The sequence below is a fragment of the Vibrio paucivorans genome (assembly GCF_054053395.1).
On the sequence record NZ_CM133231.1, the window covers coordinates 1,326,779 to 1,338,501 of the forward strand.

Sequence of the window (11,723 nt, forward strand, 5' to 3'; positions counted from 1 at the left end):
TCTAAGGAAAAATAATGAAGGCCCAAATTCGCCAATCTTTTGCGCTATCTTTTTTAGCGCTGTCTATCGCAAATGCAAATGCTGCAACCCAAGAGCAGCCAACAACAGAAGAAACCGTAGTGGTAACGGCGACACGTTACTCTCAAACGCCAGACAAAGTCGCTGGTGCCGTAACGGTGATTGATTCGGAGCAACTTGAACAGCAGGCAATTATCTCTGACGACCTTACAAGCGCTATCGCAACGCTAGTGCCAAGCATGACGCCGAGCCGCCAGAAAATGTCTAATCAAGGTGAAAACTTACGTGGTCGTCAGGCACTTATCATGATTGATGGCGTGCCACAGATTAACCCACTGCGTAACGGTAACCGCTATGGCTACACTATCGACCCATCAATGATTGAGCGTATCGAAGTGGTGAACGGTGCGAGCGCAGTACAGGGCATGGGTGCTACGGGCGGCATCATTAACTACATCACCAAAGGGGCGAAACAAGGTGATAACTGGAAGCAGACAGTCGGTACACGCATGACGTCTAACTTCCACAACGATGGAACGGGCGGTAAAGTTTATTACAACGTTAGTGAGTACAACGAGCAATTCGATATGTTCCTTGGCGGCTCGTGGGATCAACAAGGCCTATACTACGATGGTAATGGCAACCCAATCGGCATGAACGATATCCAAGGTGAAACACAAGACAGTACAGCGACAGATATTTTTTTCAAAGGTGGACTGAACTTTGCCGGTGGTGAGCAGCGTGTTGAGTTTATGGCTAACACCTACACCATTGAAGCCAATGGTAATTATAAAGCGGTTAGTGGTGACTTTGAAGCGGGCATTCCGGGTACTGTCGAGCCTGGTGCACCTGAGGGTGATGCCGTGAGCAATGAAGCTCAGCTGTTTAACCTAAAATACAACCACTATGCGTTGGGTGACGGCATTCTAACGTCACAGATTTTCTACCAAAACTATGATGCGGTATTTGGCCAAGCTTCTTGGTACCCAACGGAAACTAAAGAACAAGATCAGGGTGTTATCTCGTCGCAGAAAATGGGCTTCAAAGTGAGCTACGAGACGTACGATTTGCTCGACATGGACGACACTTGGGTATTTGGCCTAGATGGACTTCACGATCAGACTGAGCAAACTCTTTCCCAATCTGGCTTAAATGTTACGCCATTGATGGAGTACTACAGCCTAGCTCCGTTCATTCAGGGTGACTTCCTTGTCACTGACAACCTACGCCTTTCATCGGGTGTTCGCTACGAAACAATTCGTGTGAAAGTGGAAGATGGTCAAACTATCTATGGTTACGGCACGGACGGTCATAACTCAGATATCATTGGTGGTACTCAAGATTCATCGAAAGCAGTATTTAACGTTGGTGCGATTTACACGCTTACGGATGAACTGAGCACGTTCGCAAGCTTTAACCAAGGTTTTGGCCTACCAGATATCGGTCGTATCCTTCGTGGTAACTGGATTGGTGGCCCTGATGCGACGGACCCGAATGGCAATCCTTATCCAAGTAAAGGTTCTCCAATCGACTTCAATGAAATGCCTGCGGTTGAGCCGGTGGTTACCGACAACTACGAGTTAGGTATTACTTATCGCAGTGCCGATGTTTTTGTGAGTGCAAGCACTTACATGTCGATCGCTAAGGACGGTGCTAACCTGCAACTAAACAGTGGCGGTACTTACGATGTTGAACGTCAGCGTACGGATATTTTCGGTTACGAGCTAAGCACCACTTACCAAGTGCTTGATTCGACGCAGCTTCAAGCGATGTACTCTCACGTAGAAGGTGAAGTTGATACCACAGGTGACGGTAGCGTTGATTCAGATATGGATCTAAAGAACCTAACTCCAGATCGCCTATTGCTCGCGGTTAACCACAGCTTCACCGAATCTCTGATGAGCCGAGTACAATACAACCATCTATTTGACAGCAGTAAGGCTGAAAACAATGTGGGTGCTGAACAAAACTTTGAAGGCTACGGTCTAGTTGACTTCAGCACGCATTATGACATGGCAAGTAAAGGTCGAATCGCATTTGGTATCGAAAACGTATTCGATGAGCAGTATGTAAATTACTTCAGCCAAATCCGTAACCACAGCTCTTACTACTTCTCTGGCCGTGGCCGTACCTTCAGCCTAAGCTACGAATTGGATTTCTAGCTCAGTTGAGTTGCTAGATAAATCTTCAATCTTAATGGCCACGATGTGTGGCCATTTTTGATCAGCTTATTAAGCCGTTATTTACACTGTAAAAATAGAGATGAAGGAAAACTGAAAAGCCCAGCATTCATGCTGGGCTTTTAACCTACCAAGAGTCGTCGCTGTTTTTAGAACGCACCTAAGAAACTTTTCATTGCTTTAAGTCTTAGGGTTGCCGCACCTAACATGTCGATAGGGCCAAGCAACGCGAACGGTTTTTCTGTTGCTATCCACGCTGAGCCACGGGCGCCAATGGGTATTTCAATGCCTTCAGGTTCGCTAAATTCGATCAGAACGGTACGGCCAATATTACGAGAGTTGTTCATTAGCTGCTGAGCCACCCCCGGTTCTTGGCTCAAATGAGTGCCTCGCGCTTCACCGGTCGCTAGCGTTATCGAATGGACTCGGCCGCGAAAAATGTGCCCAGGGTAGGCATCAACATAAAACTCAGCAAATTGCCCAGCTTTGACGCGGTTCCATAATTGATCGGGAATGCGCATTTCCAGCATCTTATTTTCGGTGTTCCAAATCTGCAGGTTACCCACTCGCGAGCCTGCTGCGGTATCAAGCCTTGTTATCGCACCGTCGAATGGGGCTCGGATTTCCAATAAGCTCAATTCATACTGCGCTTGCTTTAGCTGTGCCTGTAGTGACTCGATTTCGAACTCTAAACCCGCAATTTGGCTTTCGGCCGCATCAATATCTCGCTGCGCGACAGAGTGCTCGAGTTTTTTCAAACGAGCCAGATCATCTTGGTTTTGTTCAAGCTGAGTCTGTTTACCTGCGATATCGGCTTCTAACTGGGTAATAGTATTTTCTTGTTCATCATCGACAAGGGTGTAAAGCAACTGGCCTTTTTTAACCCGCTCATTGTGGTCGACATAGTAGCGATCGATAGATTCTGTTACTGGGCTCAAAATGGCTGACTGAGCACGTACAACGGATGAATCGGTGAGATCGACGGGGGAGTAGAATCGGTGCGCGAAAAAGACTGCTACGTTCATCAGAATACCAACCACGACCATGGTTGTGAGGCTGGTGGGGGTTTTCTTTACTAAGCCAGTTTTTAACAACAACCAGCAGATAAAAATATAGGGATAGAGAAGTTCTTTCATTAGCGAGTTAGCCTCCGAATTGCGTTCGACAGTTTCTCCCAATCGATCACAACGATGATAATGGCGGCAATCCATAACCAACCGTAGAAAAAGCCCAACATGCATAACCAAAAGACCAACTTAGGCTGGCCGGTATGCGCGGAGTGTTTTTTCGGCAGAGAGTGCAGTTTCCAATAACCCCAAACCACCAGCGCCAATGTTGTGATGGTTATCATGGTCAGGGCACCAATGAAAACCGGAGTATCGAGCAGTTTGGGCTTGAGAACGGAGGTAGTAGTCCAGTACGAGTCTGGAATGTCGGTATGATGAATCACGAACGCGGAGCTCAATCCGACAGACCCCAAACCAATCAAAAGCAAAGCGGCCACGACCGCAAACTTTACTTTGTGCCGGCTTAGGAAAGATGGTTTGGCTTCGATGCAGATATCTTGTGCCATGTGACCTCTTAAATATTTATATCAACTGCTGCCATTTAACCACTAAGGAAAGGTGGTTATTACCATTTTGTGCCATGATGGGAAAATGCTTTTATGGCGCTGAATTTGAAGGTGGCACTAATAATGCAATGGTTTTGATAGTGGATGGCGCCGCACTTTTTTCGCAGAGTTTGACGGGACTCGAACACTGCTTCTCGTACATCGACCTTTGGGTGACATATGCCTTAATTTCGAGACTGATTTATTTTGCGCCTAAACTGAATTGTATAGACTGAAAGAAAATGGATGTTTGTAAGCAGTAGGTTCATGGTATGTGGAAAAAATTCGTCTCATTGTCGGACGATGGTAAGCAAGTGATTGCAAGGCTATCGCCAGAGATAACAGTCGATCAGAGCTTTGATACTCGAGGGCTTAGCGAAGCCATTGAGGAACTAGAAGCGACCCATTTATTGTTGCTAGAAGATGATGTGAATCGATTTGTGAACTACGCTAAGGACCTAAAAAAAGACGCGTACGACGGTATCGTGATTGCCCAGCAACGCAACGCGCAGGTCGAAGTAGAACTGTCTTCCCACGATATGCTGGCCTCGATGAAAGTCACTGGGGCGTATGGCGGGCGCGGTTTACGTGGCAATGAAATTGTTCATGCTTTGGCTGAGGCTCATGTCACCAAAGGGATTAATAAACTGGCGCTGAAGAAAGTGCTCGTGATGAGTAATCAACTTAAAGCAGGCGAAGTGTTTACTCAGCCGGTGGCAAAGGGCAAAGAACCTGTGCAAGGGCAAGATGCCAAGTTTATTCCGTTAGTCGAAGATGCCACCAAACGTGTACTCGCACCAAAAGCCGAGGGAGAAGACAAGGTCGACATGCTCGATTTAGGCGAAACGGTGACTGTCGATGTTGGTGATCATCTGATGAAACGAGTGCCCGCCACCAAAGGGCAACCGGGTATCACAGTTCAAGGTAAACTCATCCCACCTAAACCAGGCAACGACAAAGCCCTTTCGGCCAGTAAGGGCTCGGAGGTGTCGCCAACCGATCCTAATCTTCTTATTGCAAGCCTATCGGGTATGCCGATCTTGAAAGAAAAATCCGTAGAAGTGGATAACGCTCTTTGCCTCAAAGAGATCGGTGTGGCAACTGGGCACGTTAAGTTTAAAGGATCGATAATCGTCACTGGGAACATTGAATCCGATATGGTGGTGCGTGCCACGGGCTCAATTACGGTTGCTGGGTTCATTGAATCGGCGGATGTACAAGCTCAAGGTAACATTGAAGTGGCTAAGGGCATTATCGGCCACACTGTTTCCGAAGGGGAATCGAAAAGCTGTGTGGTGAAGTCTGGTGGGTCAATTAAGGCTAACTACGCACAGTATTCAGAACTTCAAGCCGCAGAAAATATCGAACTATCGGTGCACTGCTTGAACAATGCCATTCGTAGTGGGGGGGATATTACCGTCAGTGATGCGGGCGGCCGTCAAGGTACTCTGAGTGGTGGACATGCGCGCATTGGTGGCAAGGTCACGTGTGTAAACTTAGGCGTTGAAGGGGACACGCCGACTCACGTTGAAGGTTTCGCCAAATATGCCATGTATAAAGAACGCCTAAGCAAACTCAAAGCCCACTATAAAGTCTCGCAAGAAGCGACTATGGAAGTGGTTCGCAAAGAGCTTGAGTTAAGAAAAACGCCAAAAGCGGAACGTTCAGAAACGGCAGAACAAGAGATAGAGCAATTCAAACAAGAGTCAAACGACAACCTAGAGAAAGCCAAGCAGGCGCTCGACTCCTTGATGGAAGAATTTGATGCGTTGCTCGTGACCAATACCATTGAAGCGAAAAATAAAGTGTATAGCCACGTGACGGTTCAATTTGGGGAAGATAAAGTCACAACCAAGCGTTCTCACGGCCCTAGTGTATTTAAGTACAACCAGTACAAAATTGAATGCACCTCTATGATGGGGGAAGAAGCGTTAGAGCATGATTTGTAGAGCGGTAGAAACGATAAAAAGAGGCCTAAATGGCCTCTTTTTTTGTTTTTAGCGCTAACTAGGCGCTAAAAACAAAAGGCAGTGTGGCGTTTACAGTACTGCTTTTATGGCAGCATCCGCACATTCCACGTCTAAGTGACCGCCAGGGGCACCTCCGACACCGATCGCTCCAACAACAGCGTTGTTGATCGTGATAGGCACTCCTCCAGCGAGAAATAGTAGGTTGTCATCCATAGTTTGTAGCGGCTGCATAATCGGTTTTTCGGCGATAAGTTTCATTAAATTAGCCGTAGGCTGTTTCATGCTCATCGCGGTAAATGCTTTTTGACGAGAGCTGTCTAACGTGTGTGTACCTGCGTTATCTGAACGTAGTTGCGCGATGACATTGCCAGACACACCGACCACTGTTGCTGTCACATTGTAGCCTTTCGCTTCACATTGCTTAACTGCTTCATGAGCCAGTGAGAATGCGGTGCTGGAAGATATTTGACTAAATGATGATGTTGCTGGCGCTTCATTGGCGAAAGCGCCAAAGGAAGTAGTAGAGAAAATCAGTGAAGAAGTGAAGGCTGCTAGTGTTAGACGTTTCATGTGAACTCCTGTTCGACGTTGTTGTTTCAGTAAGTGCATCCTAGCAAGGGCAGTATTGCCTCCAACTTTCCCAATCATTACAAAGCTGTAATGTTTATTAAATTTGAGAATAGATATTGGTAGAGTAGATAAAAGGTTAGCGATGACATGGAAAAGTGATGAAGGTTTTACTAATTGAAGATGATGCGCATATCGCCCGTTTTCTAATTAATGGATTTCAGCAGGAAGGCTGTTCGATTTGCCACGCAGAGAATGGGATTGACGGTTTACATCATGCAATAACAGAATCTTACGATGTGATTGTTCTCGACATTATGTTGCCTGGCAAAGATGGTTTCGAAGTGCTGTCTCAATTACGAGGGGAAGGGCACAGTACTCCGGTTCTTATTCTTAGTGCCAAACACTCTGTAGAAGAGAGGGTTCAAGGCCTGCAGTCTGGGGCTGATGACTACTTGATCAAACCTTTTGCTTTTCCTGAGCTTCTGGCTAGGTGTCAGTCTCTTAGCCGCAGAGGAAAACACATTGCTCAGCAATCTCATGTCTTAGAGTACGATGAATTATGTTTAGACTTGCTTAAACATTCTTTAAGCCGCAGCGGGCAAACTATTCCACTCAATCAACGTGAGTTTATGTTGATGAAGCAGTTTTTGGAAAACCCAGAAACAGTCATTTCTAAAACCGCTATTTTGGAGCAGGTCTGGGGGCATCAGTTTGATCCACAAACAAACGTGGTGGATGTCTTGGTGTGCCGGCTGAGAAGCAAGGTAGACAAATCCTTTTCTTCCGCTCTGATTCATACCTTAAGAGGAGTCGGCTATGTCCTCAAATCTGGCCATTGATGCGGCTCTTAAAAAGACTCAGCGGGCCTTGCTGTGCCGATTTATGGCAGTGCTATTAGTATGCCTGTTGGTCATAGAAGCTGTGGTCGGTGGCTTCTTCTTTTACGATTTGTACCAGACAGAAAAGAAGCTAATGAACTCAATGGCTACGGAGTATCAGCGAATTTTGACCTACGACTCTGCTCAGCGTTTAGAGCATGTTCTGGTTGCAAATCCTCTCCGTTTGACTGAAAACAATGTGGCTGCATTTTCTGTCGATAAAGCGGGCTCTGGTGACGTCATTTTCGTCTCTGGAGATGACAATATTCCTGCTCAGAATGACTTAGCAACGTACGTAGCCAACAATAAATCTTGGTTTCAAGCGTTTATTATCAGCCCGTATATGGCGATTAAGTTGACGGGTGAACAGCAAGATTTCTGGCTGGTTCTTGATAATCAGGCACGTTACAACATTGCGTTAAAACAGTGGCTCCTAACCCTCTATGCTCTGTTAATGCTAGTGGTGGTGACAGGCATCTGTACCTATATCATTATTGGCCGGACGATTTCACCGTTAATCACTTTGGGTTCCTTGCTGGAGCGATTACGTGCCGGTGAATTGGATTTAGACACACCTAGCGCCGCTCCCCTTTCAACGCAAGGGCTAGGTCTTATTCGTGATAGTGTTCATCAAGCCATCGGTCGGTTGCAACACGTCACAACTACTCTCAATACGACTGTGGATGCAATTGCTCACGATATTCGCACCCCGTTATCTCGTATTACATTGGCCTCACAACAGGCCTTAATGCATGAGCCTTCCCCAAACAAGCCTAAGGTTCTAGAAAGTGCACTAGCCGATTGCTCAGAGCATGCCGCTCAGGCCAGCAATATGTTAACGGCTTTAATGAAATTGAATGATGAGCTGATCGGAAAGCGGGCTGCGCAATCAATCGACACCGACGTGCGAGACATAATGAACACCGTGGTCAGTTGGTATGAAGATGTTGCGGATGAGAAAGGGGTGAGCTTAGCCGTTGGTAATACAACTGACCGCCTGATTCAATCTGATCCAGACAAACTCACGCAAGTGTTGGTTAACTTAGTTGATAACGCAATTAAGTACACTGAAGCAGGTGGTCGGGTGGTGCTTGAAAGCGTTATAGGAGGGAATAACCAGTTAGAGATTCGTGTGATTGATAATGGAATCGGCATTGCTCCTGAGTACCAAGACTTGGTATTCGAACGCCTTTATCGAGTCGATACAAGCCGAAGTAACATCAGTGGATATGGGCTAGGGCTATCTTTAGCAGCTGCAATGGTTAGTAGTTTGGGGGGCACGATATCGGTGGAGTCACAGAGAAATCAAGGCAGTGTGTTTATGTTAACTTTGCCTCGTTAGTCACTGTTCTGTCTTGGCGTTGTGCCTTTAGCGCCAAGGTTTTCCCTTCTGGTTGTTAAGAAACGTAAATTTTCAATAAGTGAAAAATATCGCTCAAACCTTATAAATAAAGGGATTGATTGGTGGTTTTCATTCAGTTTTCATGTTTCATAAATAGGATAATTCTAATGATTAGACACATTTATTCGCTAGATAGCTAAAAGGCTAAGTGAGAGTATCAGTTAGATTGCTAAATTAGCAGTTGCTTACTTAAGTCAACCATCTAGGGATACCTATGAAACTTAAATTGATTGCCTCGCTGGCAGCCGCCTCTTTACTCTCCCCTTTAGCGCTAGCGATGACACAAGAAGAAAAAATCAAACAGATCACCGTCATGCTTGAGCAAAACCCAACCGTCATTGACGGCTTGTATGACAGCCTAAATCAATACGTTAACCAAGCAGCCATGACGGGTAATGTGATGGAGAAATATCACGATTATATGCATAACAACCCAAGCCACTCTTGGTTTGGCGCTGAAAATGCAGCGGTAACCATCATTAACTTCACCGACTACAGCTGTCCTTTCTGTAAACGTTTGGATCCTGTGCTGAATCAGCTGACCGAGGCATACCCTGAGGATGTTAAAGTCATCAACATTTATGTGCCGTTGCGTGAGCGCGGAAATGTCACGAACTCGTCGGTATTGGCGGCGAACTTGTGGAAAAACGAGCGCGATGTCTACCAGCAAGCTCATGAGATGCTTATCAAAAAATCGGGCGTTCACGATATGACTTCACTGAACCAAATCGCTAAACGTTTAGATGTCTCAGACCAGCTTACAACTGACCCTAAGACCACCGAGTTGCTAGAGCAGAACTACCAGCTGTTTGTTGACTTAGGACTAAGAGGGACGCCAGGCATGATTGTAGGCGGTCAAATTGTTGAAGGTTATCTTCCATACAACAAGCTTGAACCTTTAGTGGCAGAGAAACTTGAACAGGCCAAATAATCCGTCGATTTAGTGCAACTTACAACAAAGGAGTTGGTGATGAAATGTTTACAAAAACTGGCCGTTTTATGGCTGATGCTGGTGTCTTCGTTCGCGTTTGCACAGAGCGAGCAACAGGTGGCGGAGATCATCAGCAGTGATTCTCCTCCGGTTGGGGTGGTGTTTGAAGTGATGGAATGGGAAGAGGGGACGTTTACCGGAATCCTTAACCAGATTTCTCACTTTTCCGATACGCTCAAAGCTAAGCACCCAAACATTGAAGTAGCGGTGGTAAGTCATGGCTCGGAACAGTTTGCGTTACTGAAAGAGAATCAGGGCTCTCAAAGTGGTGTTCACGATCTAACCCAGTCGTTAGTGAGTAATGGGATTAGCGTTGAAGTGTGTGCAACTCACGCTTCTTGGTATGGAAAAGACGCCAGTGACTTTGCTGATCACGTAGAAGTAGTTGAGCGAGCGCCAATGGCTATACGAGCATATCAAGAAAAGGGTTACGTGCTTATTCGTATGTAATCTATAGTCAAAACTTGATTGTCGATATGATTCTTAAAATAGGAATTACCGCAAGCGCAATAGAATAACGACTAAATATCATATAGATACCTATGGCACTTCCATTGCAATGTTGAACTAAACATCGCATGGGAGTGCATTATGGGGCCGTCTAGAAGTAATGATAAGAGTGCAAGTAATCATCACTTTCTGGTGATTGCTAGTGTCTTATTGTTTGTCGGTTTAGCTTGGTATTTAGTGCCTCACCCTGTTGTATCTGTCGGGCTAGCATTTGTGCCAATTGCCGTGCTGTTTACTCTTCGTTTCCCTGTCTTATTCGCTTTGTTGTTCATCGTGTTTTCTTACTTTCGAATTCACGAAGCGTTTCCAGTGTTAATGCCGTTCCGCATTCCTTTACTACTGTCGTTAGCGACGTTGTTTACCTTCTCGTGGCATATCTTTATTTCAAGGAATATCCAACTGAAAGGCAGTAAAGAGCTGACCTGCTTCTATTTGTTTTTTGTCGCGGTGACTTTGGGAGTGATGTTCGCCACTAATCGCCCGGCATCGCTCAGTTATTTCACTAGCACCTATGTGAAAATCGCGATCATGACACCGGTACTGGCATCGATCCTGACCGAGCCTCGCCATTTCAAGTTGGCGATAAGGATGTTCTGCTTAGCGGGTGTCATGGTGGCATTGGTGGCGATCAGTAACAAACTGGCGGGAATTGGCCTTGTAGAAGGCACACGCGTCACAATTGGCCGTAGCTTCCAATCGGTGTTGGGCGATCCCAACGACTTATCTTTGGTATTGCTGTTTCCACTCTCGTTTGCCTTAGCGCTGTTCCTCACTCCAAAAATCGCAACGTTTGAACGGCTCTTTGGCATGGTTGCTGTCTTGCTGATTGTTTGGGCCATTATCGCGACCCAGAGCCGTGGGGGAATATTGGGGATTGCGAGTGTATTGGGGATTTTTGCCTATCGACGAGTGAAATCGAAAGCCTTGTTGATGGTTGGTGGCATGCTGGTCCTTGCCATTTTGTATGTGGTTGCAGGGGTCGACGGCCGACAATCAGGTGGGGCGGCCGAAGATGGTATAGACGAATCGGCGATGGGGCGGATTTATGCTTGGGGCGCAGCATATAGAATGGCCTTGGACAACCCGTTTACGGGCGTAGGGTTAGATAATTTTTTGTATAACTACTTTTTCTACAGTGCGCACTGGGATGGCATGAATCACGCGGTGCACAGTACATGGTTTGGTGTGCTGGCGGAAACCGGCTTTTTGGGTGTAATTTTGTTTATCATCATGATAGTTGTGATGTTAAAAACAGCCGCAACGACTCTATATACCGTGGCCGAACGGCGCGAACAATTTCCTGCTATTTCCTCAGCGATGAGTGAAGGCATATTTGCAGGGATCGTCGCTTTTTGTGTCTCGGGATCTTTCCTCACTCAAGGCTTTACTTGGCCTGTCTATATTCTTGTTGCTTTGACGACGGCGAACAGCGTATTCGTCAAGCAACACGCCAGCTCGCTATCGAAAGAGCATTGATCGCTCCGTATGGGGCTGTGTTGGGTTTATTTTGACACAGTCATAAGCCTGTCAGAGTTGACTAAACTTGATATTCATCCAATCTTTTATTTTTGGATTCGGATACATTTACTGAT

10 protein-coding genes are annotated in these 11,723 nt (G+C 46.1%); 7 read left to right on the forward strand and 3 right to left on the reverse strand.

From position 1 onward, the window contains the following. Window positions 1-14: 14 nt before the first annotated feature. On the forward strand, window positions 15-2,180 hold the full coding sequence (locus ACXABW_RS21415) for a TonB-dependent receptor (RefSeq protein ID WP_457525468.1): 2,166 nt from the start codon (window positions 15-17) through the stop codon (window positions 2,178-2,180). Window positions 2,181-2,347: 167 nt separating this feature from the next. On the opposite strand, the gene ACXABW_RS21420 is transcribed toward ACXABW_RS21415, so the two are convergent. Together ACXABW_RS21420 and ACXABW_RS21425 are read right to left on the reverse strand one after the other, a co-directional pair. Beyond that, on the reverse strand, window positions 2,348-3,334 hold the full coding sequence (locus ACXABW_RS21420; protein ID WP_457525469.1) for an efflux RND transporter periplasmic adaptor subunit: 987 nt from the start codon (window positions 3,332-3,334) through the stop codon (window positions 2,348-2,350). After that, window positions 3,334-3,771: a hypothetical protein gene (locus ACXABW_RS21425; RefSeq protein ID WP_457525470.1), complete on the reverse strand. Its 438-nt coding sequence runs from the start codon at window positions 3,769-3,771 to the stop codon at window positions 3,334-3,336. Before ACXABW_RS21425 ends, ACXABW_RS21420 begins: the two co-directional genes overlap by 1 nt. A gap of 311 nt (window positions 3,772-4,082) precedes the next feature. On the opposite strand from ACXABW_RS21425, the gene ACXABW_RS21430 reads away from it, so the two are divergent. Then, window positions 4,083-5,759: a DUF342 domain-containing protein gene (locus ACXABW_RS21430; protein WP_457525471.1), complete on the forward strand. Its 1,677-nt coding sequence runs from the start codon at window positions 4,083-4,085 to the stop codon at window positions 5,757-5,759. Between the two features lie 90 nt (window positions 5,760-5,849). On the opposite strand, the gene ACXABW_RS21435 is transcribed toward ACXABW_RS21430, so the two are convergent. Continuing rightward, complete coding sequence (locus ACXABW_RS21435) at window positions 5,850-6,350, reverse strand: GlcG/HbpS family heme-binding protein (RefSeq protein ID WP_252032874.1); 501 nt, start codon at window positions 6,348-6,350, stop codon at window positions 5,850-5,852. Between the two features lie 158 nt (window positions 6,351-6,508). Between ACXABW_RS21435 and ACXABW_RS21440 the strand changes: the two genes are divergently transcribed. The 5 genes from ACXABW_RS21440 to ACXABW_RS21460 all read left to right on the forward strand — a co-directional run bounded on the left by ACXABW_RS21440 (window position 6,509) and on the right by ACXABW_RS21460 (window position 11,607). Continuing rightward, on the forward strand, window positions 6,509-7,189 hold the full coding sequence (locus ACXABW_RS21440) for a response regulator (RefSeq protein ID WP_252032877.1): 681 nt from the start codon (window positions 6,509-6,511) through the stop codon (window positions 7,187-7,189). Continuing rightward, a complete protein-coding gene (locus ACXABW_RS21445; protein ID WP_457525472.1) occupies window positions 7,167-8,570 on the forward strand; it encodes a sensor histidine kinase in 1,404 nt (467 codons plus the stop codon). Before ACXABW_RS21440 ends, ACXABW_RS21445 begins: the two co-directional genes overlap by 23 nt. A 274-nt stretch (window positions 8,571-8,844) precedes the next feature. Continuing rightward, window positions 8,845-9,561: a DsbA family protein gene (locus tag ACXABW_RS21450; RefSeq protein ID WP_457525473.1), complete on the forward strand. Its 717-nt coding sequence runs from the start codon at window positions 8,845-8,847 to the stop codon at window positions 9,559-9,561. Between the two features lie 39 nt (window positions 9,562-9,600). Continuing rightward, window positions 9,601-10,071: a DsrE family protein gene (locus ACXABW_RS21455; protein ID WP_252032882.1), complete on the forward strand. Its 471-nt coding sequence runs from the start codon at window positions 9,601-9,603 to the stop codon at window positions 10,069-10,071. 141 nt (window positions 10,072-10,212) lie between these two features. After that, window positions 10,213-11,607 (forward strand): O-antigen ligase family protein, encoded by a 1,395-nt coding sequence (locus ACXABW_RS21460; RefSeq protein ID WP_457525474.1) that lies wholly within the window; start codon window positions 10,213-10,215, stop codon window positions 11,605-11,607. The last annotated feature ends 116 nt before the right edge of the window (window positions 11,608-11,723 follow it).

Coding starts and splice junctions, on each gene's coding strand:
- ACXABW_RS21415 (WP_457525468.1), top strand. CDS start 15: ATGAAGGCCCAAATTCGCCAATCTTTTGCGCTATCTTTTTTAGCGCTG.
- ACXABW_RS21420 (WP_457525469.1), bottom strand. CDS start 3,334: ATGAAAGAACTTCTCTATCCCTATATTTTTATCTGCTGGTTGTTGTTA.
- ACXABW_RS21425 (WP_457525470.1), bottom strand. CDS start 3,771: ATGGCACAAGATATCTGCATCGAAGCCAAACCATCTTTCCTAAGCCGG.
- ACXABW_RS21430 (WP_457525471.1), top strand. CDS start 4,083: ATGTGGAAAAAATTCGTCTCATTGTCGGACGATGGTAAGCAAGTGATT.
- ACXABW_RS21435 (WP_252032874.1), bottom strand. CDS start 6,350: ATGAAACGTCTAACACTAGCAGCCTTCACTTCTTCACTGATTTTCTCT.
- ACXABW_RS21440 (WP_252032877.1), top strand. CDS start 6,509: ATGAAGGTTTTACTAATTGAAGATGATGCGCATATCGCCCGTTTTCTA.
- ACXABW_RS21445 (WP_457525472.1), top strand. CDS start 7,167: ATGTCCTCAAATCTGGCCATTGATGCGGCTCTTAAAAAGACTCAGCGG.
- ACXABW_RS21450 (WP_457525473.1), top strand. CDS start 8,845: ATGAAACTTAAATTGATTGCCTCGCTGGCAGCCGCCTCTTTACTCTCC.
- ACXABW_RS21455 (WP_252032882.1), top strand. CDS start 9,601: ATGAAATGTTTACAAAAACTGGCCGTTTTATGGCTGATGCTGGTGTCT.
- ACXABW_RS21460 (WP_457525474.1), top strand. CDS start 10,213: ATGGGGCCGTCTAGAAGTAATGATAAGAGTGCAAGTAATCATCACTTT.